General features: G+C 66.0%; 23 protein-coding genes and 4 tRNA genes. 18 read left to right on the forward strand and 9 right to left on the reverse strand.

Annotation, left to right across the window (positions count from 1 at the left end):
• The 4 genes from AC07O3_RS21710 to hrcA all read right to left on the reverse strand — a co-directional run bounded on the left by AC07O3_RS21710 (nt 1) and on the right by hrcA (nt 1,448).
• A tRNA-Arg gene (locus tag AC07O3_RS21710) sits at nt 1–77 on the reverse strand.
• Nucleotides 78–194: 117 nt separating this feature from the next.
• Nucleotides 195–271, reverse strand: a tRNA-Arg gene (locus tag AC07O3_RS21715).
• A gap of 61 nt (nt 272–332) precedes the next feature.
• Nucleotides 333–409 (reverse strand) — tRNA-Ile (locus AC07O3_RS21720).
• Between the two features lie 31 nt (nt 410–440).
• A complete protein-coding gene (gene hrcA / locus AC07O3_RS21725) occupies nt 441–1,448 on the reverse strand; it encodes a heat-inducible transcriptional repressor HrcA (protein ID WP_093059694.1) in 1,008 nt (335 codons plus the stop codon).
• A gap of 31 nt (nt 1,449–1,479) precedes the next feature.
• On the opposite strand from hrcA, the gene AC07O3_RS21730 reads away from it, so the two are divergent.
• From AC07O3_RS21730 to rapZ, 3 genes are read left to right on the forward strand one after another with little or no spacing between them, the layout of a single operon-like run.
• Complete coding sequence (locus AC07O3_RS21730; RefSeq protein WP_093059696.1) at nt 1,480–2,391, forward strand: NAD kinase; 912 nt, start codon at nt 1,480–1,482, stop codon at nt 2,389–2,391.
• 1 nt (nt 2,392) lies between these two features.
• Nucleotides 2,393–4,075 (forward strand): DNA repair protein RecN, encoded by a 1,683-nt coding sequence (recN, locus tag AC07O3_RS21735; RefSeq protein WP_495340324.1) that lies wholly within the window; start codon nt 2,393–2,395, stop codon nt 4,073–4,075.
• Nucleotides 4,072–4,950, forward strand: a complete 879-nt coding sequence (gene rapZ, locus AC07O3_RS21740; RefSeq protein WP_093059700.1) for an RNase adapter RapZ — start codon at nt 4,072–4,074, stop codon at nt 4,948–4,950. Before recN ends, rapZ begins: the two co-directional genes overlap by 4 nt.
• Nucleotides 4,951–4,982: 32 nt before the next feature.
• On the opposite strand, the gene mutY is transcribed toward rapZ, so the two are convergent.
• From mutY to mutM, 3 genes are all read right to left on the reverse strand, one after another.
• Complete coding sequence (mutY, locus tag AC07O3_RS21745) at nt 4,983–6,017, reverse strand: A/G-specific adenine glycosylase (protein ID WP_093081834.1); 1,035 nt, start codon at nt 6,015–6,017, stop codon at nt 4,983–4,985.
• 34 nt (nt 6,018–6,051) lie between these two features.
• Nucleotides 6,052–8,013: a dynamin family protein gene (locus AC07O3_RS21750; protein ID WP_093059704.1), complete on the reverse strand. Its 1,962-nt coding sequence runs from the start codon at nt 8,011–8,013 to the stop codon at nt 6,052–6,054.
• Nucleotides 8,014–8,125: 112 nt separating this feature from the next.
• Nucleotides 8,126–8,938 (reverse strand): bifunctional DNA-formamidopyrimidine glycosylase/DNA-(apurinic or apyrimidinic site) lyase, encoded by an 813-nt coding sequence (gene mutM / locus AC07O3_RS21755; protein ID WP_093059706.1) that lies wholly within the window; start codon nt 8,936–8,938, stop codon nt 8,126–8,128.
• Nucleotides 8,939–9,018: 80 nt separating this feature from the next.
• On the opposite strand from mutM, the gene AC07O3_RS21760 reads away from it, so the two are divergent.
• From AC07O3_RS21760 to AC07O3_RS21795, 8 genes are all read left to right on the forward strand, one after another.
• Complete coding sequence (locus tag AC07O3_RS21760; RefSeq protein WP_093059708.1) at nt 9,019–10,884, forward strand: tetratricopeptide repeat protein; 1,866 nt, start codon at nt 9,019–9,021, stop codon at nt 10,882–10,884.
• 88 nt (nt 10,885–10,972) lie between these two features.
• Nucleotides 10,973–11,419 carry a lipoprotein insertase outer membrane protein LolB gene (locus tag AC07O3_RS21765; protein ID WP_256331015.1) on the forward strand — a complete coding sequence of 149 codons (447 nt, stop codon included), beginning with the start codon at nt 10,973–10,975 and terminating at the stop codon, nt 11,417–11,419.
• The gene (gene ispE / locus AC07O3_RS21770) at nt 11,416–12,297 is read left to right on the forward strand and encodes a 4-(cytidine 5'-diphospho)-2-C-methyl-D-erythritol kinase (RefSeq protein WP_495340325.1); all 882 of its coding nucleotides are present in this window, start codon (nt 11,416–11,418) and stop codon (nt 12,295–12,297) included. Before AC07O3_RS21765 ends, ispE begins: the two co-directional genes overlap by 4 nt.
• 70 nt (nt 12,298–12,367) lie before the next feature.
• Nucleotides 12,368–12,444 (forward strand) — tRNA-Gln (locus tag AC07O3_RS21775).
• A gap of 140 nt (nt 12,445–12,584) precedes the next feature.
• Entirely contained in the window at nt 12,585–13,559 is a 975-nt protein-coding gene (locus tag AC07O3_RS21780) for a ribose-phosphate pyrophosphokinase (RefSeq protein WP_081269883.1), read from the forward strand.
• Between the two features lie 85 nt (nt 13,560–13,644).
• Nucleotides 13,645–14,331, forward strand: a complete 687-nt coding sequence (locus AC07O3_RS21785) for a 50S ribosomal protein L25/general stress protein Ctc (RefSeq protein ID WP_093059712.1) — start codon at nt 13,645–13,647, stop codon at nt 14,329–14,331.
• An 82-nt stretch (nt 14,332–14,413) separates the two neighbouring features.
• A complete protein-coding gene (gene pth, locus AC07O3_RS21790; protein WP_093059713.1) occupies nt 14,414–15,046 on the forward strand; it encodes an aminoacyl-tRNA hydrolase in 633 nt (210 codons plus the stop codon).
• 36 nt (nt 15,047–15,082) lie between these two features.
• On the forward strand, nt 15,083–15,580 hold the full coding sequence (locus AC07O3_RS21795) for a hypothetical protein (protein WP_495340326.1): 498 nt from the start codon (nt 15,083–15,085) through the stop codon (nt 15,578–15,580).
• On the opposite strand, the gene AC07O3_RS21800 is transcribed toward AC07O3_RS21795, so the two are convergent.
• Nucleotides 15,577–15,852, reverse strand: coding sequence for a YfhL family 4Fe-4S dicluster ferredoxin (locus AC07O3_RS21800; RefSeq protein WP_093059717.1), 276 nt, complete (start codon nt 15,850–15,852; stop codon nt 15,577–15,579). The genes AC07O3_RS21795 and AC07O3_RS21800 overlap by 4 nt on opposite strands.
• A gap of 103 nt (nt 15,853–15,955) precedes the next feature.
• Here AC07O3_RS21800 and AC07O3_RS21805 point away from each other — a divergent pair, with 103 nt between their 5' ends.
• From AC07O3_RS21805 to AC07O3_RS21835, 7 genes are all read left to right on the forward strand, one after another.
• Nucleotides 15,956–16,906 (forward strand): ABC transporter permease, encoded by a 951-nt coding sequence (locus AC07O3_RS21805; RefSeq protein ID WP_495340327.1) that lies wholly within the window; start codon nt 15,956–15,958, stop codon nt 16,904–16,906.
• Nucleotides 16,903–17,778, forward strand: coding sequence for an ABC transporter permease (locus tag AC07O3_RS21810; protein ID WP_093079464.1), 876 nt, complete (start codon nt 16,903–16,905; stop codon nt 17,776–17,778). The genes AC07O3_RS21805 and AC07O3_RS21810 overlap by 4 nt, the downstream gene beginning before the upstream one ends.
• Before the next feature lie 5 nt (nt 17,779–17,783).
• Nucleotides 17,784–18,773, forward strand: a complete 990-nt coding sequence (locus tag AC07O3_RS21815; protein WP_495340328.1) for an ABC transporter ATP-binding protein — start codon at nt 17,784–17,786, stop codon at nt 18,771–18,773.
• Complete coding sequence (locus AC07O3_RS21820; protein WP_093059882.1) at nt 18,770–19,597, forward strand: ATP-binding cassette domain-containing protein; 828 nt, start codon at nt 18,770–18,772, stop codon at nt 19,595–19,597. The genes AC07O3_RS21815 and AC07O3_RS21820 overlap by 4 nt, the downstream gene beginning before the upstream one ends.
• A 111-nt stretch (nt 19,598–19,708) precedes the next feature.
• Complete coding sequence (locus AC07O3_RS21825; RefSeq protein ID WP_093059884.1) at nt 19,709–21,202, forward strand: ABC transporter substrate-binding protein; 1,494 nt, start codon at nt 19,709–19,711, stop codon at nt 21,200–21,202.
• A gap of 216 nt (nt 21,203–21,418) precedes the next feature.
• Nucleotides 21,419–22,906 (forward strand): ABC transporter substrate-binding protein, encoded by a 1,488-nt coding sequence (locus tag AC07O3_RS21830; protein WP_354338065.1) that lies wholly within the window; start codon nt 21,419–21,421, stop codon nt 22,904–22,906.
• Complete coding sequence (locus AC07O3_RS21835; protein WP_495340329.1) at nt 22,897–24,291, forward strand: amidase; 1,395 nt, start codon at nt 22,897–22,899, stop codon at nt 24,289–24,291. The genes AC07O3_RS21830 and AC07O3_RS21835 overlap by 10 nt, the downstream gene beginning before the upstream one ends.
• Nucleotides 24,292–24,391: 100 nt before the next feature.
• On the opposite strand, the gene AC07O3_RS21840 is transcribed toward AC07O3_RS21835, so the two are convergent.
• Nucleotides 24,392–25,018: a YitT family protein gene (locus AC07O3_RS21840; RefSeq protein ID WP_495340461.1), complete on the reverse strand. Its 627-nt coding sequence runs from the start codon at nt 25,016–25,018 to the stop codon at nt 24,392–24,394.
• Nucleotides 25,019–25,025: the final 7 nt, after the last annotated feature.

Genomic DNA, 25,025 nt, shown 5'->3' on the forward strand with positions numbered 1-25,025 from the left:
TGGTGCGGCTGGCAGGAATTGAACCCACGACCCCTTGGTTCGTAGCCAAGTACTCTATCCAACTGAGCTACAGCCGCACAGCTTGCAATTATAGCCCGCTTTCTTCGGCCCTTTTTGCATTTGCCCGGCCGAATCCACGCGAAGGCACAAAAGAAAAATGCCCGGAAGATGAATCTTCCGGGCATTTCTGGAGATGGTGCGGCTGGCAGGAATTGAACCCACGACCCCTTGGTTCGTAGCCAAGTACTCTATCCAACTGAGCTACAGCCGCTAAGCCTTCGATTATAGCCTGTTCTGAGGCTCGTTCCGAAAACGGGCAAAACAAGAAGCGGTGGTAGGCCGTGATGGGCTTGAACCATCGACCAACGGATTATGAGTCCGCTGCTCTAACCAACTGAGCTAACGGCCCACGCGGCACGATTCTATTCGCGCCGCAGCGCCTACTTGCGATGGCTCAGCGCATTGCTCACCAGGCGCGACGTGATGTCGACGATCTGGATCATGCGCTCGTAGGGCATGCGCGTCGGCCCGATCACGCCCAGCGTACCCACGACCTGTCCATCGACCTCGTAGTTGGCGCTGACGATGGAGAGTTCTTCGAAGGGCACCACCTGGCTTTCGCCGCCAATGAAGATGCGCACCCCTTCGGCCTTGCTCGACACGTCGAGCAGGCGCATCAACTGGGCCTTCTGCTCGAAGAGTTCGAAGGCACGGCGCAACTGCCCCATGTCGCTGGAAAAATCGCTCACCGCCAGCAGGTTGCGCTCGCCCGAGATCACGACGTCGTCTTCCTGCGCCTCGTTCAGCACTTCGGAGCTGACCTGCACCGCGGCCTGCATCAGCGCAGCGATCTCGCCACGCAGCTTTTCGACCTCGGACTGGAGACGATCGCGCACCTGCTCGATGGTCAGCCCCGCATAGTGCGCGTTGATGTAGTTCGAGGCCTCGACCAGCTGCGACTGCGAATAGTCGGCCTCCGGAAAGATCACCCTGTTTTGCACGTCGCCATCGGGCGAGACGATGATCACCAGCAGGCGCCGGTCAGAGAGCTTCAGGAACTCGATCTGCTTGAACACCGAAGCGCGCCGCGGCGCCATCACCACGCCAACGAACTGCGACAGGTTCGACAGCAGATGCGCCGCATTGGCGATCACTTTCTGCGGCTGGTCGGGCGCGAGGCTCGGCGTGCTCATCTGTTCGCGCTGCGCGGTCAGCATGGTGTCGACGAAGAGGCGGTATCCACGGTGCGTCGGAATGCGGCCGGCCGAGGTGTGCGGGCTGGCGATCAGCCCCAGCGCCTCGAGGTCGGACATGACGTTGCGGATGGTCGCTGGCGACAGATCGAGCCCCGAGGAACGCGACAGCGTGCGCGAGCCGACGGGTTGCCCGTCGGCGATGTAGCGCTCGACGAGCGTCTTGAGCAGCAACTTGGCACGGTCGTCCAGCATTGCAAGATTTTAGTGTTGTAATTTGTGAGATATGACCTCTCGCTTTCGTCACGTCGCCCTGATCGGCAAATACCAGGCTTCCGGCGCCCGGGCGCAGGCGGACTCGCGCGACGGCGTCATGGAAGGCATTGGCGCCTTCCTCGAATCGCAAGGCTGCACGGTGTTCGTCGAGCGCTCGACCTGCGAGGAAGACGATGACGGCGCCCCTGCCCATCCACGCTACGAAGCCCTGAGCGTCGAGGAAATCGGCCAGCGCTGCGACCTCGGCCTGGTGGTCGGCGGCGACGGCACCATGCTCGGCATCGGCCGGCAGCTCGCCAGCTATGGCATCCCGCTGATCGGCATCAACCGCGGCCGGCTCGGCTTCATCACCGACATTCCGCTCGACAACTACCAGGCCACGCTGATCCCGATGCTGGCCGGCGAGTACGAGGAAGACCACCGCAGCCTGATGCATGCGCAGGTCGTGCGCGATGGCGCCTCGGTGTTCGACGCGCTCGCCATGAACGACGTGGTCGTCAATCGCGGCGCCACCTCCGGCATGGTCGAGTTGCGCGTATCGGTGGGCCGCCATTTCGTGGCCAATCAGCGCGCCGACGGCCTGATCATCGCCACGCCCACAGGCTCGACGGCCTACGCTCTGTCGGCCGGTGGGCCGCTGCTGCATCCGGCCGTGCCAGGCTGGGTGCTGGTGCCGATCGCACCGCACACGCTGTCGAACCGCCCCGTGCTGCTGCCCGATGCCGACGAGATCGTGATCGAGCTGGTGGGCGGGCGCGACGCCAGCGCCAATTTCGACATGCAGTCGCTGGCCTCGCTCGCCATCGGCGACCGCGTGGTGGTGCGCCGCTCCGATTTCCGCGTGCGCTTCTTGCACCCGCGCGGCTGGAGCTATTTCGACACCTTGCGCAAGAAACTTCATTGGAACGAAGGGGGCTCCTGAAATGGCGCTGCGACGCATCGCACTGCGCGACTTCGTGATCGTGCGATCACTCGAACTCGACCTGTCCGGCGGCTTCACGGTATTGACCGGCGAAACCGGCGCGGGCAAATCCATCCTGATCGACGCGCTGCAACTGGCGCTAGGCAACCGCGCTGACGCTGGCGCGGTGCGCGAAGGCGCCGAGCGGCTCGACGTGAGCGCCGAATTCGACGCCGACCCCGCCCTGGACACCTGGCTCGACGAAGGCGGCTTCGAAGCCGGCGACGCGCTGCTGCTGCGCCGCACCGTCGACCTGCAGGGTCGCAGCCGCGGCTGGATCAACGGCAGCCCAGCCACGGCCACGCAGTTGCGCGAGCTCGGCGACTGCCTGCTCGACATCCACGGCCAGCACGCCTGGCAAAGCCTGACGCGGCCTGAGGCAGTGCGCGGCCTGCTCGACGCCTACGCAGGCGTGCGCACCGATGCGCTCGACGCCGCGTGGCAAAGCTGGCGGCAGGCACTTTCCGCACTCGAACACGCGCGCTCGGCGCAAGACTCGCTGCAGCGCGAGCGCGAGCGGCTGCAGTGGCAGATCTCCGAAGTCGCCAAGCTCGCACCGGGCGTCGACGAGTGGGAAGAGCTGTCGACCAACCACTCGCGCATCTCCAACGCGCAGGCCCTGATCGACGCGGCCCAGGGTGCCAGCCAGGCACTGGAAGACGACGACAACGGCGCCCTCCCCGCGCTTACGCGCGCGCTCACGCTGCTGCAGAACTGCGAGCACATCGAGCCCGAGTTCCGCGCGCTGGGCGAAGTGCTCGCCTCATGCGTAGCCCAGGCCTCCGACGCTGCCCACACGCTGCACGGCTACCTGCGCGATGCCGACACCGATCCGCAAACCCTGGCCGAGCTGGACGAGCGCATGGGCCTGTGGATGTCGCTCGCGCGCCGCTACAAGCGCCCGCCCGCCGAACTGCCGGCGCTGCTCGCCGGCTGGCAGGCCGAACTGCAGGCGCTGGATGCGCAAAGCGATCTCGAAGGGCTTGAGCGCGCAGAACAGAACGCACAGCAGGCCTACATGAAGGAAGCCAAGGCGCTCGGCAAGGTCCGCAAGCAAGCTGCGCCGCGCCTCGCTCAAGCCGTCACCGATGCGATGCAGGGTCTCGGCATGCAGGGCGGACGCTTCGACGTCGAACTGCAGCCGCTGGCGCAGCCCAGCCGTGCCGGCCTCGAAGACGTGGCCTTTCTCGTGGCCGGCCACACCGGCAGCACGCCGCGCGCCATCGGCAAGGTGGCCTCGGGCGGCGAACTGTCGCGCATTGCGCTGGCCATCGCCGTCACCACCAGCCAGCTCGGCGCGGCGCAGACGCTGATCTTCGACGAGGTCGATGCCGGCGTCGGCGGTGCGGTCGCCGAGACCGTCGGCCGCCTCATGAAGCAGCTTGGCCGCGACCGCCAGGTTCTCGCCGTGACCCACCTGCCCCAGGTGGCCGCCTGTGCCGACCATCACCTCGTTGTGGCCAAGCGCCAGACGGCAGCAGCCGGCAAGGACAGCCCGCGCACCGAGAGCGGCGTGTCGCGCCTCGACGATGACAACCGCGCCAAGGAAATCGCCCGCATGCTGGGCGGTGAGAAGGTCTCGCAAACCTCGCTCGCGCACGCACGCGAAATGCTCGGCCACAAGACCTCGGTGACCGCGCCATGAACCTCGACCTCGTGCTCATCACGGGCATGTCGGGCTCCGGCAAGTCGGTGGCCCTGCATGCGCTGGAAGACGCTGGCTACTACTGCGTCGACAACCTGCCGCCCGAACTGCTGACATCCTTCATCGCCTTGCAGCACGAACAGCAGACGCCGCGCGTGGCCATTGCCATGGACGTGCGCAGCGGCGTCTCGCTGCCGATCGTTCCGCAGCAGCTCGAAGCGCTGCGGCGCGACGGCGAGATCTCGCTGCGTTCGCTGTTCCTCGACGCGACCACCGACGCCCTGCTGCGCCGCTATTCGGAAACCCGCCGCCGCCACCCGCTCTCGCGCCAGGAGGGCCGCACCGACGTGCCCGAACAGCACCGCGTGCTGATGCAGGCCATCGAGCTCGAACGCGAATTGCTGGCCGACCTGCGCGACGGCGCCGACGTGATCGACACGAGCCTGATCCGGCCGGCGCAGCTGCAGAGCTACATCAAGTCGCTGATCTCGGCACCGCAAAGCGCGCTGACGCTGGTGTTCGAATCGTTCGCCTTCAAGCGCGGCGTGCCGCTCGATGCGGACTACGTGTTCGACGTGCGCATGCTGCCCAACCCGCACTATGTGCCCGCGCTGCGCCCGCTCACGGGCCGCGACGAGCCGGTGATCGAATGGCTGCGCGAGCACGACGACGTAGCGCGCATGTACAACGACATCGAACAGTTCCTCACGCATTGGCTCGATGCACTGGCGCGCGACCATCGCAGCTATGTGACGGTGGCCATCGGGTGCACGGGCGGGCAGCACCGTTCGGTGTTCCTGGTCGAGCAGCTGGCGCGCTCGTTCGGTGCGCGCTGGGGTGCGCTCAAGCGGCACCGCGAACTCGACGCGGCCTGACTGGACTGATCCGCCGACTAAAGATCGGCTGATTAAGCCTCGCTACCTTCCAGCAGCTTGCGCATCGGCGCCGGCAGGCCCAACCGGCCCCACTCCTCGGCCTCGACCCATCGCGCGCCATCGCCTTGCGGCTGGCCGCCCTGAAGCTGCACAGGATGCAGATGCAGGTCCTTGTGGGTCAGCACATGCACGAAGGCCGGCAGGTCCTGCACGCCGCGTCGCGCGGCCGTCGGCAGTGCAGCCAGAAGATCTTCGCGGCTGTCGAACACGGGCAGGCAATAGAGCCCGGCCCAGATGCCCTTCGACGGCCGCTTCTCCAGCCACACGCGGCCTTGCGCATCGCGCGCCAGCAGCACCCAGAGCGACTGTGCACTGCGCTTGAGCTTGCGGGTCTTGACGGGGTAGCGCTCCGGCGCGCCTTCCCGCAGGGCCGCGCAGGTCTTGTTGACCGGGCAAATCATGCAGCTCGGCTTGCGCGGCAGGCACACCGTGGCGCCCAGGTCCATCACGCCTTGCGTGTAGCTCGCGATGGCTTCCTTCTGCTCTGCCGGCGGCAGCAATTGCGTTGCCAGGTCCCACAGCGCACGCTCCTGCGCCGCCGAAGACATGTCGCCCGCAAAGCCAAGCACGCGCGTCAGCACGCGCTTCACGTTGCCGTCGAGGATCGCCACGCGCTCGCCGAAGCAGAAGGCGGCAATGGCCGCGGAGGTCGAGCGGCCGATGCCGGGCAAGGTGACGAGCTCGGCGGCGGTGCGAGGAAACTCGCCGCCGAAGCGCGCGACCACCTCTTGCGCGCAGCGATGCATGTTGCGTGCGCGGCTGTAGTAGCCCAGCCCGCTCCAGAGCCCGAATACCTCGTCCTCGGTGCCGGCGGCCAGCGCCTTCACGTCGGGAAAGCGTTCGAGAAAGCGCGCGAAGTAGCCGAGCACCGTCGTCACCTGTGTCTGCTGGAGCATCACCTCCGACAGCCACACGCGGTACGGGTCGCGGGTGTTCTGCCACGGCAACTGGCTGCGCCCGTGGCTGCGCTGCCAGCTCACGATCTGCGCTGCGAAATCCGGGGGCAATTGCAAGCCAGCAACCGCCGTGGAGGCGGAAGCTTCAGGCCGCACGCAGCTCGCCGACAGTCGCCGCGACCTGCGGCTTTCCGTGCTGCGCGATCAGCGAAGTGAACTCGCGCAGCTGCACATGAAGCTCGGCGAGATTGCTTTCCTGCGCGGCCAGTTCGATCAGCCGTTCGTCGAGATTGCCCGCCGCGCTCTGGATGCGCTCGATCGCCTCGATGCGCTTGCTGAAGTTGCGGCGGCGCTCCTTGAGCTGCGCGTCGATCTGCGCGCTCGCGCCCTTGCTCCAGCGCTCGACCTCGGTCATGGCTGCTTCGTTGACGAGCCGCAGCCGGCTGGCCAGCGCGCGAACCAGCTTGTCGCAGAAATCGGCCTGCGCGAGCTTCAGCAGGTTGCCCACGCCCAGGTAGTGGATGTGGCTGCGTTCGATCTGTCCCAGCTCCTGCTCGAAGCCCGTCAGGTCGGGCTCGGCCGGCGCCTGCAGGGTGAAGCCCTGCTCGGCATTCAGCTGGCGGAAGGTGGCATGCAGCATCGACTGGATCTCGGCCGTGGTCGCCTGCACCTCGCGCAGGTTGTTGCGCAGCGAATCGAAAGTCTCGCCGTACACCTTGCGGACGTTGAACTTGACGCCCGGGCGCTTGAGCGCGGCCGACAGCCGCACCATGTCGGCCTTGAGTGCAGTGCGGCCGAGCACGGCATACACCTCGCGCAGCAGCTTGCCCTGCACCGAGCGCAGCGCCAGGATGCGCGTGTTGCTGCCTTCGAACTCGGCATGTTCCTGGTCGATGCGCGCACGCATGTGGCGGATCACCGATACGTTCTTGCCGCGCAGCCCCTGCAGTTCGAGAGCCTGCTCGGCCAGGTCGCGCTGGCGCACTTTCAAGATGCGCTCGGCCTCGGCGCGCAGCGCGGTCATGCCCGCGTCGACCGCGAGCCGCAGCATGGTTTCGCGCTTGCCGAGCACGCCTTCGGCCAGCAACGATTCAAGCGCCGGCAGGCGGCTGGCCTGCAGCAACTGGCCGTCGTGCTGGATCTTGGCCTGCAGCCCCTTTTGCGCGGACACCGGCAGCACCTGCGCCAGCGGCACTTCGAGCAAACGGGCCGCGCCTTCGCGCTGGCGTTCGATCTGCTGCTCGATGTGCGAGGGCGTGCTCAGCGTGTCCCACATCGTGTCGATCTTGTTGAGCACCACGAAGCGCGTGTCGTTGCCTTCGTCCTCGGTGATCAGGTGCTCGCGCCAGATCGAGAGATCGGAGCGCGTCACGCCGGTTTCGGCGCCCAGGATGAAGACCACGGCGTGCGCCTGCGGAATCAGGCTCACCGTGAGTTCGGGCTCGGCGCCGATCGCGTTCAGGCCCGGGGTGTCGAGAATCACCAGCCCCTGTTCCAGCAGCGGGTGCGGCATGTTCAGCACCGCGTGGCGCCAGCGCGGAATTTCGACGCGGCCTTCGGCGTCCTGCACCGGGTTGTCGTCGGGGGTGTCGTCGTTCCAGAAGCCCAGCGTGCGCGCTTCATCCTTGGCGACCCAGCGCACCTCGGCCACTTTGCTCATGGCCTGCGCCAGATGCTCGGCGTTGCCGACGTCGATAGCTATCTCGGTCCAGCGCGTTGGCTTTTCGCGCCAATGGGCCAACGAATGCGGCTCCAGCCGGGTCTCGATGGGCAGCAGGCGCAGCTTGGGCGCGAGCGCGGCGTCGTAGCCCAGCTCGGTCGGGCACATCGTGGTGCGGCCGGCGCTCGCAGGCATGATGCGCCGCCCGTAGCCGGCAAAGAAGATCGCGTTGATCAGCTCCGACTTGCCGCGCGAGAACTCGGCCACGAAGGCGACCATGACCTTGCTGGTACGGATCTGCGTTTCGAGCCCGCGCAGGCGCTCCGCCACTGCCTGGTCGAGCAGCTCGTTCTCGGTCAGCCAGCGGGACAGCCACTGCAGCCGGTGAGCGAAATTGCTCCGCCACGCACCGTGCTGATCGAGTTGTTGGTTGAAGGAGCGGCTCAAGGGAAATATGTAAGAAACAATTTACAAATATAGCATCGGGAGGCGAACAACCAACGTCTCCAAATTGTTTCTCCTGAGATCCACGTCTGAATCCGACATCCGGACCAGGCGCCTACTTCTGGCAATTGGGGCAATAGTAGGTGGAGCGCTGCCCCTGGCGCAGCTGCCGGATCGGCGTTGCACAAACCCGACAGGGCTCGCCGGCACGGCCATAAACGGTCGCTTCGAGCTGGAAATAGCCATTCTGCCCATCCACATTGGAGAAATCTCGTAGCGTGCTGCCGCCCTTCTCCACCGCCCGGGCCAGGATTTCGCGCACGGCCGCATGAAGCTTGGCCGCCCGCGGACGGCTGATACGTGCCGCCGACAGCGTCGGCCGGATGCCCGCCTGAAACAGCGCCTCCGACGCGTAGATGTTGCCCACGCCCACCACCACGTCGCCCGCCAGCAGCACCTGCTTGACGGCGCTCTTGCGCTTCTTCAGGCCAGCGTGGAAGGCGTCGAGGTCGAAGGCATCGCCCAGCGGCTCCATGCCAAGGCCGCCGAGCAGCTTGATCGCCCATGGGGCGGCCTCGTCTTCCACGTAGACCACGGCGCCGAAGCGGCGCGGATCGTTGAGCCGCAGCGTGCCTCGGTCCGTGACCAGGTCGAAATGGTCGTGCGACCCGGGCGACGGCAATGCCGCGTCGAAACGCAGGCTGCCCGACATGCCCAGGTGCAACAGCAGGATGCCGCGATCGAGATCGATCAGCAGGTACTTGCCGCGCCGCCGCACCTCGCGCACCTGCCGCCCGACCAGCGCCTCGGGCAGCACCATCAGGGCCCAGCGCAGGGGCTTGCCGATGCGCACCGCGTCGATGCGTGCGCCCGCGATGCGGTCGGCAAAGCCGCGACGGGTGACTTCGACTTCGGGAAGCTCAGGCATGAAAAGTAAATCTCCGGCAAATGCGGCGTTGACTAAGCCCCACGCAAGGTTCGTTCAAAAGCCTGGATTATTATGGTCGGATGAATCTTTCGCCCCGCCGACACCGCCTTGCGGCGGCCGCGTCTCTCGCCTTGCTGGCTTGTGCGGTTCACGCACAATCTTCCGCCCCTGCAACCCCCAACGGCCCTGCGCTGACCATCGAACAATCGGCACAGCCGAAGCCCTCGACAAGGCCCAAGCCCATCACGGCCAAGGCCGCCAGCGAACCCGCGCCGCAGCCCTCCGCGCTGACGGCCGACCTGTTCTACGAGATCCTGATGGGCGAGATGACCGCCCGCTCCGGAGATCCCGGCTCCGGCTACGCGCTGGTGCTCGATGCCGCCCGCCGGCTGCGCGACGGCAAGCTGTTCCAGCGCGCGGTCGAGATCGCCCTGCAATCGCGCTCCGGCGATGCGGCCCTCGCCGCCGCACGCGCATGGCAGGAAGCATTGCCGACTTCGCGCGATGCACGCCGCATCGAGCTGCAGATCCTGATCGCGCTGAATCGCATCAGCGAAACCGTCGAACCGCTGCGTGCCGAAGTGGCGGCCACGTCGCAGATCGAACGCCCGCTGCTGATGGCTGTGATCGTGCGCAATTACTCGCGCGCCGCCGACAAGAAGCTGGCCGCCTCGGTGGTCGAGCAGGCCCTGGTCGACGAGCTGAAGAACCCGACCACCGGCGGACTGGCCTGGGCCACCGTCGGCCGGCTGCGCCTGAATGCAGGCGATGCTTCCGGCGCACTGGAAGCCGCGCGCAAGGGCCAGGAGATCGACCCGAGCTCCGATGCACCCGCTGCATTGGCGCTCGAAATGATCGACCCCGGCCAGCCGCTCGCCGAGCCAATCGTCACCCGCTACCTGAACAACAACCCGAAGGCCACGCCCGACCTGCGCATTGCCTACGCCCGCGCGCTCGTCGAGGACCGGCGCTTCAACGATGCCACCACGCAACTCCAGGCAGTGACCACCTCGCGGCCTGAGCTGGCTGAGCCATGGCTGCTGCTCGGCAGCCTCCAGATGCAGGCCAAACAGGACGCCGCAGCCGAGACTTCGATCAAACGCTTCATCGAACTGTCGGGCAGCCGCAGCGCCAACAAGGACGCCGATGGCGATGCCAATGACGCCGCCGACCGCAAGCGCGGTGTGTCGCAGGCGTACTTCGCGCTGTCGCAACTGGCGGAACGGCGCAAGGACTTCACGGCGGCCGAGCGCTGGCTCGCGCGCGTCGACGGCCCGGACGAACTGGTGGCCGCGCAAACCCGCCGCGCAGCGCTGCTGGCCCGTCAGGGCAAGCTGCCCCAGGCGCGCGAAATCATTCGCGGCCTGCCCGAGCGCACGCCCGACGACAAGAAGCAGAAATTCCTTGCCGAAGTGCAACTGCTGCGCGATGCGAAGCAATACCAGGCGGCCTACGACATGCTCGCCCAGGCCTCGGCGGCGGCGCCGGACGACGGCGACCTCGTCTATGACCAGGCCATGGTCGCCGAGAAGCTCAACCGCCTCGACGACATGGAGCGCCTGCTGCGCCGGCTCATCCAGCTCAAGCCCGAGAGCCAGAACGCATACAACGCGCTGGGCTATTCGTTCGCCGATCGCAAGATCCGGCTCGACGAGGCGCGCACGCTGATCCAGAAGGCTGTGCAGCTGGCGCCGGAAGATCCGTTCATTGCCGACAGCCTGGGCTGGGTCGAGTTCCGGCTCGGCAACACGGCCGAGGCGATCCGCATCCTCGAAGCGGCCTACAAGACGCGGCCCGATCCCGAGATCGGCGCGCATTTCGGCGAAGTCCTGTGGAGCACCGGCCAGAAAGACCGCGCGGTCACGATCTGGAAGGAAGCCCTGCTGAGCGATGCCGAAAACGAGACGCTGCAGGAAACGCTGAAACGCCTGCGAGTGAAGCCGTAGCATGGCTCACGCAGGGGCATTCGTGCCAACGCAGGCCGGCCACGGTCGCCGTACCCTTTTGGCGGCAGGCGGGGCTGCCTTTCTCCTGATGGCAGGCTGCGCGCAGCTGTCGGGCGGCTCTTCCGCACCGAAGACTTCGGACAGCTGGAGCGGCCGGATGTCGCTGCGCATCGAGAGCGAGCCGGTGCAGACCTTCGCTGCGCTGTTCGAGCTGCGCGGCTCCGCCGACTCGGGCGACCTCACACTCACGACACCCATCGGCAGCACGCTGGCGCAACTGCACTGGGCACCGGGCGAGGCCCTGCTGAAAGACGGCAGCAAGACACGTCGCTTCGACTCCGTCGACGAACTGATCGAGGCCGCTACCGGCGCTGCAATTCCGGTCGGCGCCTTGTTCGGCTGGCTCGCGGGCCGCAACGACCCCGTTCCCGGCTGGAAGCCCGATCTTGCGCAGCTCGGCAACGGACGGCTGCAGGCCGTGCGCGAATCGCCGAGCCCCCGGGCCGACCTGCGCATCGTGTTCGAGCGGTCATGAAGGCGATCTACGACCTTCCCGCGCCGGCCAAGCTCAATCTCTTCCTCCACATCACCGGCCAGCGCGACGACGGCTACCACCTGCTGCAGTCGGTCTTCATGCTGATCGACTGGTGCGACACGCTGCATGTCGAACTGCGGCGCGATGGGCAACTGAGCCGCGAAGACCTGACGACCGAGCTGCCCGCGGACGACCTGATCCTGCGCGCGGCACGCGCCCTGCAGGCTTTCGCCGCGCCCGGCCAGGGCGCGCATATCAGCGTGGCCAAGCACGTGCCGGCACAGGCGGGCATGGGCGGCGGCTCTTCGGATGCCGCCACCTGCCTGCTCGCACTGAACCGCCTGTGGGGACTGAATCTGCCTCTGTCGCGGCTGGCCCACATCGGCCTGAAGCTGGGCGCGGACGTGCCCTTCTTCCTTGGCGGCCGCAATGCGTGGGTCGAGGGCATCGGCGAGGAAATCACACCGGTTACACTGCCGTCGGCGCGTTTCGCGGTGGTCAAACCATCCGAGGGACTCGATACCCGATTAATTTTTTCGGCTTCCGATCTTCAACGCGCCACACCTGTTGCTATAATCTCGGGCTTTGCTGCAGATAGCGAATCGCTGGAAGCGACGAACCTGGGAAACCCGGTTTTCGACTTCGGCCACAACGACCTGCAGCCGGTTGCCCAGCGACTTTGCCCCGCCGTCACCGACGCCATCGAATGGCTCGGTGCCCAAGGGTTGAAGGCCCGGATGACCGGCTCCGGAAGTTCGGTGTTCGCGAAGATGCCGCAAGCGCCGCAGGAAGCGGAACTGCTCGAAGCCCCCGAAGGCTGGCAGGTTCGTCAATGCAGCAACCTGGAAGTCCATCCGCTCTTGGGATGGGCAACCTGAAGATAATCGGACCGTTCATTCGGTTCGATGCGACATATATCGGTTGATGGTGAAAACCATCGACCCGTGTAGGGGAGTCGCCAAGCTGGTTAAGGCACTGGATTTTGATTCCAGCATGCAAAGGTTCGAATCCTTTCTCCCCTGCCAAATCTTCAACGACTGCGGCCCAACGGCCGCAGTCTTCTTTTGCAGCCCACCCGCTGCAATAATCGGCGGCTCACCGGCCGCCACGCATCACAAACCTTTTGGCGGCTTCCTAAGCCAATTTGCACTGCCGGGACGCGCTCATGCAGGCTAATCACCCTGATTTCATGGTTTTCACCGGCAACGCCAATCCGGGCCTTGCTGCAGAAATCGCGCACAACCTCGGCACCTCGCTGGGCGCCGCTCGTGTCGGTCGCTTCTCCGACGGTGAAGTCACCGTCGAGATCAACCAGAACGTCCGGGCGCGCGATGTGTTCGTGGTGCAGTCGACCTGCGCACCGACCAACGAAAACCTGATGGAACTGCTGATCATGGTCGACGCGCTCAAGCGCGCTTCGGCCGAACGCATCAGCGCCGTGATTCCCTATTTCGGCTATGCCCGCCAGGACCGCCGCCCGCGTTCGAGCCGCGTGCCGATCTCGGCCAAGGTCGTGGCCAACCTGCTGGAAACCGTCGGTGTCGAGCGCGTGCTCACGATGGACCTGCACGCCGACCAGATTCAAGGCTTCTTCGACATTCCCGTCGACAACATCTACGCCTCGCCGGTGCTGCTCGGCGACCTGCGCGCCAAGAACTACGAAGACCTGATCGTGGTCTCGCCCGACGTCGGCGGCGTGGTTCGCGCCCGTGCGCTGGCCAAGCAATTGAACTGCGACCTCGCCATCATCGACAAGCGCCGCCCGAAGGCCAACGTCAGCGAAGTCATGAACGTGATCGGCGAGATCGACGGCCGCAACTGCGTGATCATGGACGACATGATCGACACGGCCGGCACGCTGGTCAAAGCAGCCGAAGTGCTGAAAGAGCGCGGCGCCAAGAGCGTCTACGCCTACTGCACGCACCCGATCTTCTCGGGCCCGGCCATCGAGCGCATCACGCAGGGCTCGGCCCTGGACGAAGTGGTCGTGACCAACACCATTCCCCTTTCCGACGGCGCCAATGCCTGCGGAAAGATCCGCCAGCTCTCCGTGGCACCGCTGATCGCCGAAACGATCCAGCGCATTGCCAAGGGCGAGTCGGTGATGAGTTTGTTCTCGGACCAGGACAACCTGTTCTGACCCGAGCCAAAGAGCGGGCTTCTTTTCTGAAGCCTTTTTGAACCGGAGTCGCACTGGTCGCGGTGGACTCTCACAGGAGCTAGTTATGAAATTCGTCGCTTTTGAGCGCGCAAAGCAGGGCACGGGTGCGAGCCGCCGTCTCCGCATCTCGGGCAAGACCCCCGGCATCGTCTACGGTGGTGACACCCAGCCGCAACTGATCGAAATCGATCACAACGCGCTGTGGCACGCCCTGAAGAAGGAAGCCTTCCATTCGAGCGTGCTCGAAATGGAACTGGGCGGCAACGTCAGCAAGGTTCTGCTGCGCGACGTGCAATACCACCCGTTCCGCCAGCTGGTGCAACACATCGACTTCCAGCGCGTCGATGCCAAGACCCGCATGACCCTGAAGGTGCCGCTGCACTTCAAGGGTGAAGAAGAATCCGAAGCCGTCAAGATCGACCTGAACCTGGTCAATCACGTGACGACCGAACTCGAACTGAACTGCCTGCCGACCGACCTGCCGGAGTTCATCGAAGTCGACCTGTCGGGCCTGAAGAAGAACGGCACCGTCACGCTGAAGGACATCAAGCTGCCCAAGGGCGTGAAGTGGGTCAGCCACGGCAAGGTCAACCCGGTGCTGGCTTCGGCCGTGTCGCCGGCGGCTGAAGAAGTCGACGCACCCGCTGAAGGCGCTGCCGATGCAGCCGCCGCAGCAGCGCCGGCCGGCAAGGGTGGCAAGGCCGCTCCAGCAGCCAAGACCCCCGCTGCCAAGACGCCTGCCAAGAAGTAATTCGCTTTTTCGCATTCGTTGCTGCAGAAGGCCCGCCCCGTGCGGGCCTTCTGCTTTTCCGGCGACGGGATAATCCACGACCATGATCAAGCTGTTTGTCGGCCTCGGAAATCCGGGCCCCGAGTACGAAGCCACGCGGCACAACGCCGGCTTCTGGTGGATCGACGCCCTCGCGCGCGAGTGGAAACTCAATCTCGTGCCCGAGCGCAGCTACCACGGCCTTGCGGCACGCGCCAACATCGGCGGCCAGAGCATCTGGCTGCTGGAGCCGCAGACCTTCATGAACCTGTCTGGCAAGTCGGTGGCCGCCCTCGCCCGTTTCTTCAAGATCGCGCCCGAGGAAATCCTCGTGGCGCACGACGAGCTCGACGTGGTCCCGGGCCAGGTCAAGCTCAAGTTCGGCGGCAGCCATGCCGGCCACAACGGACTGCGCGACATCCACGCGCAGTTGGGCACCGGCGACTACTGGCGGCTGCGCCTGGGCATCGGACACCCCGGCGTGAAGTCGGAGGTCGTCAACTGGGTGCTCAAGAAGCCGCTGAAGGAACAACGCGAAGCGATCGAGGACGCCATCACTCGCACCCTGCACGCGATCCCCGCGCTGGTGGCGGGCGAGATGGAGAAGGCGACCCTGGTCATTCACACGAGCAAACCGCCCCGGCCCAAACCGCCGCGGCGGGAGCCCGGCGACGGGGGCACGCCTGCCGCCACCTAGCCGGCCATCGCAGTGCAGGAGGGAGAGAAATAAAAAATGAGTGAAGAGAAGAAAAGAAGAAAAAGAATAGGAGCGACGGTGATTGCTATCTTTTCAATAGCAATTTGCACTGCATCCATGGGAGCCTCAGCCCAGAACGCCGCTCAAACCTGGCGTTGCGGCAGCACCTATTCCGACCAGCCCTGTGAAGGCGGCAAGACGGTGAAGGTGAACGACCACCGCAGTGACGAGGACCGCCGGGCCGCCGACACCGGCACACGCAGCGCGCAAACCCACGCCGACCGCCTGGAACGCACCCGCCTGTCGCAGGAAAAAGCAGCCCATGACCGCGACCAGCGGGCTGCGCGGGAGGCCAGGAGCGCAGCCCTTGCGGAAAGACGGCTCGCCATGTCCGAGCAAAAGGAGCACGACCGCGCACGCAAGGCGGCCAACGAGCCGCGCAAATCCAGCATGAGCTTCAGCGGCGGCCAGAGCGCGAAGGCAGCCGGCGACGCGCCTGAGCGCAAGAAAAAGAAGCGGAAGTCGGCTGACTAAGCGCCGGTCGAAGCAGCCGTCACCTTGATCGCCGTGAGGCGCTGGTACTTCTGCATCAGCGTCTCGCGGCTTTCCACGTGCTCTGGATTCAGGGGAATGCAGGCCACCGGGCAGATCTGCACGCACTGCGGCTCATCGAAATGGCCGACGCACTCGGTGCACTTGTGCGGATCGATCTCGTAGAACTCCGCGCCCATGTAAATCGCATCGTTCGGGCACTCGGGCTCGCAGACATCGCAGTTGATGCATTCGTCGGTGATCATGAGGGCCATCCCCCGATTATCGCGGGCTCGGCCAAGCGGGCCGCCTGTGAATGACAAAGGCCACATTCACGGCACACTTGTTGCAGGAGTCAGTTATGCTGCGCCCCGCCCCATGAGTCTGTTTCTATTCAAGCGCCTCGCCACGCTGATCGGCACGTTGATCGGCGCCTCGGTCATCGTTTTCCTCGTCCTCGAGATCCTGCCCGGCAACGCCGCGCAGATGTTGATGGGGCCGGACGCATCGCCCGAAGCAGTGGCCGCCCTTGCCACCAAGCTCGGCCTAGGCCAGCCCGCATGGACACGCTACTGGCACTGGATCGGCGGCCTGCTCACCGGCAACCTCGGCGACAGCTACGCCTACAGCTCGCCGGTGCTCGACCTGATCCTCGAACGCCTCGCGCTCACCGTGCCGCTGGCCATGCTGGCGATGGCACTCACCGTCGTGATTGCGCTGCTCGTCGGCGTTACGGCCGCTGCCCGCCACAACAAGCTCGGCGACGTCGGCCTGATGGGCATGGCCCAGGTCGGCATCGCGATCCCGAATTTCTGGTTCGCCATCCTGCTGATCCTCGTGTTCTCGGTGCAGCTGCAGTGGTTCTCCGCTGGCGGCTTCGAGGGATGGGGCGAAGGCATCTTCTCGGGCATCAAGTCGCTGCTGCTGCCGGCACTGTCTCTTGCCGTCGTTCAAGCCGCGATCCTCGCGCGCATCACGCGCTCGGCCGTGCTTGAAGTGATGCGCGAAGACTTCGTGCGCACCGCCCGCGCCAAGGGCGTCTCGCAGCGCGCGGTGCTGTGGACCCACGTGCTGCGCAACGCCATGATCCCTGTCATTACAGTGATGGGCATGCAGTTCTCCGAGCTGCTGGCCGGCACCATCGTGGTGGAGAACGTGTTCTACCTGCCGGGCCTGGGCCGGCTGATCTTCCAGGCCATCAGCAACCGCGACCTGATCGTGGTGCGCAACTGCGTGATGCTGCTGGCGGCCATGGTGGTCATCGTGAACTTCGTGGTCGACGTGCTGTATGCCGTGATCGACCCGCGCATCAAGGCCAGCGACATATGAACGCGATCACAGCTCCGAGCGCTGCTGCGCTCAAGGTCCCCGGCTTCTGGCGCCGCGCGTTGCACCACCGCAGCTTCGTGCTGGGCGGCGCGCTGACGCTGCTCCTGCTGCTCGCCGCTGCCGTTTCGCTGGTCTGGACACCCTGGTCGCCCTACGACATGGACATGGCCAACAAGCTGAAGCCGCCGACGGGCGCGCACTGGCTGGGCACCGACACCTACGGGCGCGATGTGGCCTCGCTGCTGCTGGTCGGCGCGCGTGCATCAATTCTCGTGGGCGTGATCGCGGTCGGCATCGGCCTCGTGGTCGGCACCGCGCTGGGCCTGCTGGCGGCGGCGAAGCGCGGCTGGGTCGAGGAAGCCATCATGCGGCTCACCGACTTCTCGCTCGCCTTCCCTGCGATCCTCTCCGCCATCATGATGACGGCGGTGTTCGGCGCGGGCATCGTCAACGCGATCATCGCGATCGGCATCTACAACATCCCGACCTTCGCGCGCATCACGCGCGCTTCTGCCAACGCGATCTGGTCGCGCGAGTACGTGGCCGCCGCACGCGCCTGCGGCAAGGGCCCGTTCGCGATCACGATGCAGCACGTGCTGCCCAACATCTCGGCCGTGCTGATCGTGCAGATCACGATCCGCTTCGCCATCGCCATCCTGGCCGAAGCCGCTCTCTCCTACCTGGGCCTGGGCACTCAGCCACCGCAACCCTCGTGGGGCCGCATGCTCAGCGAGGCGCAGACGATGATGTTCCAGTCGCCCCTGCTCGCGGTGTTCCCCGGCATGGCCATCGCACTCGCGGTGCTGGGCCTGAACCTGCTCGGCGACGGCTTGCGCGACCTGCTCGATCCGCGGCTGGCACGCGCAAGGTAAGCAAGATGCCCCTGCTCGAAGTCAAAGACCTGCACATCGAACTGCAGACGCAGCGCGGCCCCGCCGAGGCTGTGCGCGGCATCGGCTTCACGCTGGAGCGCGGCGAAACGCTGGGCATCGTTGGCGAATCGGGCTGCGGCAAGTCGATCACCGTGATGTCGCTGATGGGCCTGCTGCCCTCGACCGCGAAGGTCACGGGCAGCATCCGTTTCGACGACACCGAGCTCATCGGCCGCGACGAGAAAGCCATGTGCCAGATTCGAGGCAATCGCATCGGCATGATCTTCCAGGAGCCGATGACGGCGCTGAACCCGGTGCACACCATCGCGCGCCAGGTTGGTGAACCGCTGCGGCTGCACCGCGGTCTCTCGAAGGCCGACGCTCGCAAGGAAGTGCTCGCGCTGCTCGACCGCGTGGGCATTCCCGATGCAGCCTCGCGCCTCGACGCCTATCCGCACCAGTTCTCCGGCGGCCAGCGCCAGCGCATCGGCATCGCGATGGCGCTCGCCTGCGGGCCCGACCTGCTGATTGCCGACGAGCCGACGACCGCGCTCGACGTCACCATCCAGAAGCAGATCCTCGAACTGATCCAGAGCCTCGTGGCCGAGCGCGGCATGGCGCTGATCCTGATCTCGCACGACCTCGGCGTGATCGCGCAGACGGTCTCGAAGATGCTGGTGATGTACGGCGGCAGCGTGGTCGAGAGTGGCCCGACGGAGGCGGTGTTCGCGCGCCGCGCCCATCCCTACACGCAGGGCCTGTTCGCCGCGCGTCCCGCCATCGGGGCACCGCGCGGCCTGCGGCTGGCCACCATCAAGGGCAGCGTGCCCGAGCTGGTCGACCTGCCGAAGGGCTGCCCCTTCGCGGGCCGGTGCAGCTACACCTTCGAGGCCTGCAAGACCACCCGGCCGCCAGCCACGATGCTGCCGCAGGATCACACGGTGCGTTGCATCCGGCTCGAAGAGATCGCCACGGAAGGGGCCATCGCACCATGAGCACGGCCACCACTCCACCGCTGCTGCAGGTCACCGATCTCGTACGCCACTACGCATTGCCGCGCGAAAAGCTCTTCGGCCCGCCACCCACCGTGAAGGCGCTCAACGGCGTGAGCTTCGAAGTGCAGGCCGGCAAGAGCGTGGGCATCGTCGGCGAATCGGGCTCGGGCAAGTCGACCATCGCTCGCCTCGTGATGGCGCTCGACACGCCCACCTCGGGCAGCGTGCGCCTCGAAGGTCGCGATCTGCATGCGCTGCCCAAGGCCGAACTGCGCACCGCGCGGCGCGATTTCCAGATGGTGTTCCAGGACCCCTACGGCTCGCTCGACCCGCGCCAGACCGTGGCGCGCATCGTCGCCGAACCGCTCGAAGCGCTGGCCGAGACCAGCCGCGCCGTGCAGCGCGAACGCGCTTCCGAAGCATTGGCAGCGGTCGGCCTGCGCACAACAGACATGGACAAGTACCCGCACGAGTTTTCGGGCGGACAGCGCCAGCGCATCGCCATCGCGCGCGCCCTCATCACGCGCCCCAAGCTCATAGTCGCCGACGAACCCGTCAGCGCGCTCGACGTGTCGGTGCAGGCGCAAGTGCTCAACCTCATGCAAGACCTGCAGCAGCAATTCGGCATCAGCTACCTGCTCATCAGTCACGACCTCGCGGTGGTCAACCATCTGTGTGACGAGGTCTGCGTGGTGTGGAAAGGCAAGATCGTCGAGCAGGGTCCGCCCGCCGAGCTCTTCCATCACGCCCAGCACGAGTACACGCGCACGCTGCTCGATGCAGTGCCGCGCACGCCCACGGGCGGCACGCTGCTGCCGGCCTGACACCGAAGCGTCGCCCGCAGTCTCTAGGATGAGTGGGTCATAAGCATCTGGTTGCGCTGGCGCCCTGCTCTCGCGGATGATGCTTGCCCCCTGTTCCGAGGACACCGCTTCATGCTCAAACGACGCACCCTGCTCGCCACCGGCGCCGCAGCCCTGACACCGCTGGCCCTGCCGACCATCGCGCTGGCGCAGAGAAAAAAAGATTCGCTGGTGCTCGGCCTCACGCTGGAGCCCACGGGCCTCGACCCCACGGCCAAGGCAGGTGCCGAGATCGCCGAGGTGGTGCTCTACACCGTCTTCGAAACCCTCACCAAGATCAACTCCGACGGCAGCGTCACGCCGCTGCTGGCCGACAGCTGGGAGGTGTCGCCCGACCTGAAGACCGTCACCTTCAAGCTCAAGCGTGGCGTGAAGTTCCAGAACGGCGAACCCTTCAACGCGCAGAGCGTCAAGTTCTCGTTCGACCGCGCGGCCGCGGCCAACAGCACCAACAAGGACAAGCGCACCTTCACCAACATCGCGACGCAGGCGGTCGACGAACACACGGTGGTGCTCATCACGAAGGAGATCGAGCCCGACCTGCTGTTCCTGCTGGGCCAGGCCTCGGCAATCCAGGTCGAGCCCAAGACCGTAGAGACCAACGCCACCAAGCCGGTCGGCACCGGGCCCTACAGGCTCGACAGCTGGTCCAAGGGCTCGGGCATCGTGCTCGCCAAGTGGGACGGCTGGCGCAATGCCGACACGGTGCAGATCCGCAAGGCCAGCTTCCGCTTCATCTCCGAGCCGGCCGCGCAGACCACCGCGCTGCTCTCGGGCGACATCGACCTGTTTCCGCATGCCTCGGTGTCGCGCAGCCTGCCGCAGTTCCAGAACGACAAGCGCTTCCAGGTGGTGTTCAACGCCTCGCGCGGCAAGACCATCCTGGCCATCAACAACAAGCGCAAGCCGCTGGACGACGTGCGCGTGCGCCGCGCGATTTCCGCGGCCATCGACCGCAAGGCGGTGATCGAAGCCGCCGTCGACGGCCGGGGCGTGCCCATCGGCAGCCACTACGTGCCGGGCGCGCCGGGATACATCGACACCACCGGCATCAACCCCTACAACGTCGAGAAGGCCAGGCAGCTGCTGGCCGAAGCCGGCGTGAAGACGCCGCTCGAACTCGAGCTCGTGCTGCCGCCCCCGCCCTATGCACGCCAGGGCGGCGAGCTGATCGCCGCGCAGCTCGCCAAGGTGGGCATCGTCGCGAAGATCCAGAACGTCGAATGGGCGCAATGGATCAGCGGCACCTACGGCAACAAGAACTACGACCTCTCGCTGATCCTGCACGTCGAGCCCTTCGACTTGGTGAACTACACCAAGCCCGAGTACTACTGGGGCTACCAGTCGGCCAGGTTCAACGAGGTCTTCGACAAGGCGCGCAACGCCGCGCGCACCTCCGACCGCCTGCGCTACCTGGGCGACGCGCAGCGGCTGCTGGCGGAAGACGCGGCCAACGTCTTCCTGTACCAGCCGCAGTTCATTACCGTGGCGGCGCGCAACCTGCGCGGGCTGTGGAAGGACACGCCGATCTTCGTGAACGACATCGCGGCCCTGTCCTGGGGCTGACCCGGCTCTCTCGCCTACGGGAACGTCCCGAGGAAAAACCGCCCCGCGGGCCGCGCACCGGCTCGCCCCCTGCGAGAGAATGACCGGCTGCGCACGTGGCATCTTTCGTGCTGCGTGTCGTGTCTTTCGCGGCGTCGCGCCTCCCTTCGGGGCATGGCGCACGCCGGAGCAGTCGTCATTCGAACCTGGCTTGTTGTCTATCCGGAGATCACACGTATGTTGAACCGTCGCACCCTTCTCACCACCGCTGGCGCCACCGTTGCGCTGGCCACCCCGCTCGCCGGCATGGCGCAGGGCCGGAAGGACGCCATCGTGATCGGCATGGCGCTCGAACCGCCGGGGCTCGACCCGACCACCGGCGCCGCCGCCGCCATCGCCGAGGTGGTGCACTACAACATCCTCGAGACGCTCACCAAGATCAATGCCGACGGCAGCGTCACGCCGCTGCTGGCCGAGAGCTGGGAAATCTCGCCCGACCTGAAGACCTACACCTTCAAGCTGCGGCGCGGCGTGAAGTACCAGAACGGCGAGCCCTTCAACGCGGCCACCGTGAAGTTCTCGTTCGACCGCGCAGGCGGCGAGAAGAGCACCAACAAGGACAAGCGCACCTTCGCCAACCTCGCAACGCAGGTGGTGGACGACTACACCGTCGTCATCATCAACAAGGAGATCGACCCCGACCTGCCCTTTGTGCTGGGCCAGGCCACGGCCGTGATCGTCGAGCCCAAGAGTGCCGAGGGCAACGCCACCAAGCCGGTCGGCACCGGCCCCTACAAGCTCGACAGCTGGGCCAAGGGTTCGTCGATCACGCTGAGCAAGTGGGAAGGCTTTCGCAGCCCCGCCACCGCGAAGATCAACAAGGTCACGTTCCGCTTCATCTCCGATACCGCTGCGCAGGCCGCTGCCATGCTCTCGGGCGACGTCGATGTGTTCGCGCGCATCGGCACGCGCGTGGTGCCGCAGTTCAAGGCGAACCCGCAGTTCCAGGTGATCCTGGCGGGCTCGCGCGCCAAGACGATTCTTTCGATCAACAACAAGAAAAAGCCACTGGACGACGTGCGCGTGCGCCGTGCCATTCTTGCCGCCATCGACCGCAAGGCCGTGATCGAAGGCGCGGCCGACGGCTTCGGCGTGCCCATCGGCAGCCACTACGTGCCGGGCGCTGCGGGCTATGTCGACACCACCGGCATCAACCCCTTCGACATCGAGAAGGCCAAGAAGCTGCTGGCCGAAGCCGGCGTGAAGACGCCGCTCGAACTCACCATGACACTGCCGCCGCCGCCGTATGCCCGCCAGGGCGGCGAAGTGATCGTGGCCCAGCTCGCCAAGATCGGCATCGTCGTGAAGGTGCAGAACGTGGAATGGGCCCAATGGCTCAGCGGCACCTACGGCAACAAGGACTACGACCTGTCGATCGTCTCGCACGTGGAGCCCTTCGACCTCGGCAACTACGCCAAGTCGGACTACTACTGGGGCTACCAGTCGAAGGCCTTCAACACGCTGTTCGACAAGATCAAGTCCACGGCCAGCGCCACCGAGCGCAACAAGCTGCTCGGCGACGCGCAGAAACTGCTGGCCACCGACGCTGCCAACGGCTTCCTGTACCAGCCGCAGTTCCCGACCGTCGCGAAGAAGAACGTCAAGGGCATCTGGAAGGACAACCCGATCTTCGTGAACGACCTGTCGGCGCTGTCGTGGGGTTGAACGACCTGTCCGCACAGGAGCTGGCCGCGGCCTACCGCGACCGCAAGCTCTCGCCGGTAGAGGTCACGCAGGCCGTGATCGCGCAGATCGAGCGCTGGGAGCCGCACCTGCAGGCCACCTGGCTCTTCAGGCCCGAGGCCGCGCTCGAGCAGGCGCGCGCTTCGGAAGCGCGCTGGCAGCGCGGCGATGCGCTCGGCCCACTCGACGGCGTGCCGGCCACCATCAAGGAAAACATCGCGACGCGCGGTGATCCGATGCCAGCCGGCACCGCCGCCGTCGACCTGAAGCCCGCGGCTGCCGATGCGCCACCGGCCGCACGCTTGAAAGAAGCCGGCGCGGTGATCGTGAGCAAGACGACGATGCCGGACTACGGCATGTTGTCTTCGGGCCTGTCGAGCTTTCACACGCTGGCGCGCAATCCGTGGGACCTGCGCCTGACGCCGGGCGGCTCCAGTGCGGGTGCAGGTGCTGCGGCTGCCGCCGGCTATGGCCCGCTGCATCTGGGCACCGACATCGGCGGCTCGCTGCGCTTGCCCGCGAGCTGGTGCGGCATCTTCACGCTCAAGCCGAGCCTGGGGCGCATCCCCATCGATCCGCCGTACATGGGCCGTGCCGCAGGGCCGATGACGCGTACCGTTGGCGACGCGGCTCTGCTGATGCAGGCGCTGTCGAAGCCCGATGCGCGCGACAGCATGAGCCTGCCGCCGCAGGACATGGCCTGGGACAGCTTCGACGTGTCACCCGATCACTTGCGCGGTCTGCGCATCGGCCTGTTGCTCGACGCGGGCTGCGGACTGGCGGTGGAGCCTGAAATCCAGGCAGCGGTCGAACACGCGGCACGCCTGCTGGAGAAGGCCGGTGCCATCATCGAACCGATGCAGCCTTTCATGTCGCAGGCAATGCTCGACGGCATGGACCATCTGTGGCGCATGCGCTCGCTGGTGGACATGAAGGGCCTGCGAGCCGACCAGCGCTCGAAGGTGCTGCCCTACATCCGTGAATGGGCCGAGAGCGCGGCGGAGTTCAGCGGCGAGCACGTGTTCCGCAGCTTCAGCCAGTTCCATGCGACGCGCGTGGCGGCGGTGAGCGCCTGCGCGCGCTTCGACTACGTCATCTCGCCGGTGTCGCCGAACATGCCCGCAGCGGCGGAGGCGCCTTCGCCCACGAACGATCCCTTGAGGCCACTGGAGCACATCGGGTTCACGGTGCCGTTCAACATGTCGGAGCAGCCGGCGGCTTCGGTGAATTGCGGGTACTCGGCGGGTGGATTGCCGATCGGTCTTCAGATTGCCGGGCAGCGTTTCGACGACCTCGGGGTGCTGCGCGTTTCGCGTGCGTTCGAGCAGATTCGGGAGCCTCAGCGGCCCTGGCCTATTGCGCCTTAACGCTTGGCGTGCGTTGCTCGGGGAGCGATCACGCCGACGGGGGACATTCGCGCAGGGGAGTACCCGGTGCCATTCGCACGCACCCCGGAGAACAGCAAGCTCAAGTCGCCGCATACCTCCCAGGCTTGTGGTTGATCCAGAGAAAGAGCCCCATCACCACCGCAGCCAGCACCGACCACCCCACACGCTGCGGTGGAATCACAAACAACGCGAGCAACACCACCGTGCAGTCGATCCCGATCTGCACCTTGCCAGCCGGCCACCCGCGCTTTTCCTGCAGATACAACGTCAACACCGTCGCACCACCCAGGCTCGCGCGGTGGCGGGCGAGGAACAGACAGCCGGTGCCCAGCAGCAAGCCACCGAGCACGGCCGCAAAAGCCGGGTGCAGTGAATCGATCGACAGGTAGCGCGGCGCCCAGTCGGTCATCAGCGAGAGCAACGCAATCGCCGAGAAAGTCTTGATCGTGAACGCCCGCCCCATGTGGCGCCATGCGAACCAGTAGAACGGCAGATTGACCAGGAAGAACAGCTTTCCAAAGCTCACGCCAGTTGCGTAGTGCAACAGAAACGCGACGCCGGCCGTGCCGCCCGTGAGCAGACCCGCCTGGCCGAACAGCATCATGGCAATGGCGACGAACAAGGTGCCCGAAAAGATCGCCTGCGCGTCATCGAAACGGGAATGGCGCAGCCAATCCGGTGGGGTGGTGGGAGGTGGCGCATCCATGGCAGAC

This window comes from Variovorax sp. GW821-FHT09D05 (assembly GCF_059416325.1).

Bases quoted from the DNA above. Each gene is read 5' to 3' on its own strand.
- AC07O3_RS21780 (WP_081269883.1), top strand. From the start codon at position 12,585: ATGCAGGCTAATCACCCTGATTTCATGGTTTTCACCGGCAACGCCAAT.
- AC07O3_RS21800 (WP_093059717.1), bottom strand. From the start codon at position 15,852: ATGGCCCTCATGATCACCGACGAATGCATCAACTGCGATGTCTGCGAG.
- AC07O3_RS21830 (WP_354338065.1), top strand. From the start codon at position 21,419: ATGTTGAACCGTCGCACCCTTCTCACCACCGCTGGCGCCACCGTTGCG.
- AC07O3_RS21730 (WP_093059696.1), top strand. From the start codon at position 1,480: ATGACCTCTCGCTTTCGTCACGTCGCCCTGATCGGCAAATACCAGGCT.
- AC07O3_RS21760 (WP_093059708.1), top strand. From the start codon at position 9,019: ATGAATCTTTCGCCCCGCCGACACCGCCTTGCGGCGGCCGCGTCTCTC.
- rapZ (WP_093059700.1), top strand. From the start codon at position 4,072: ATGAACCTCGACCTCGTGCTCATCACGGGCATGTCGGGCTCCGGCAAG.
- AC07O3_RS21840 (WP_495340461.1), bottom strand. From the start codon at position 25,018: ATGGATGCGCCACCTCCCACCACCCCACCGGATTGGCTGCGCCATTCC.
- AC07O3_RS21825 (WP_093059884.1), top strand. From the start codon at position 19,709: ATGCTCAAACGACGCACCCTGCTCGCCACCGGCGCCGCAGCCCTGACA.
- hrcA (WP_093059694.1), bottom strand. From the start codon at position 1,448: ATGCTGGACGACCGTGCCAAGTTGCTGCTCAAGACGCTCGTCGAGCGC.
- AC07O3_RS21765 (WP_256331015.1), top strand. From the start codon at position 10,973: ATGGCAGGCTGCGCGCAGCTGTCGGGCGGCTCTTCCGCACCGAAGACT.
- mutM (WP_093059706.1), bottom strand. From the start codon at position 8,938: ATGCCTGAGCTTCCCGAAGTCGAAGTCACCCGTCGCGGCTTTGCCGAC.
- AC07O3_RS21810 (WP_093079464.1), top strand. From the start codon at position 16,903: ATGAACGCGATCACAGCTCCGAGCGCTGCTGCGCTCAAGGTCCCCGGC.
- AC07O3_RS21795 (WP_495340326.1), top strand. From the start codon at position 15,083: ATGAGTGAAGAGAAGAAAAGAAGAAAAAGAATAGGAGCGACGGTGATT.
- pth (WP_093059713.1), top strand. From the start codon at position 14,414: ATGATCAAGCTGTTTGTCGGCCTCGGAAATCCGGGCCCCGAGTACGAA.
- recN (WP_495340324.1), top strand. From the start codon at position 2,393: ATGGCGCTGCGACGCATCGCACTGCGCGACTTCGTGATCGTGCGATCA.
- AC07O3_RS21815 (WP_495340328.1), top strand. From the start codon at position 17,784: ATGCCCCTGCTCGAAGTCAAAGACCTGCACATCGAACTGCAGACGCAG.
- ispE (WP_495340325.1), top strand. From the start codon at position 11,416: ATGAAGGCGATCTACGACCTTCCCGCGCCGGCCAAGCTCAATCTCTTC.
- AC07O3_RS21785 (WP_093059712.1), top strand. From the start codon at position 13,645: ATGAAATTCGTCGCTTTTGAGCGCGCAAAGCAGGGCACGGGTGCGAGC.
- AC07O3_RS21820 (WP_093059882.1), top strand. From the start codon at position 18,770: ATGAGCACGGCCACCACTCCACCGCTGCTGCAGGTCACCGATCTCGTA.
- AC07O3_RS21805 (WP_495340327.1), top strand. From the start codon at position 15,956: ATGAGTCTGTTTCTATTCAAGCGCCTCGCCACGCTGATCGGCACGTTG.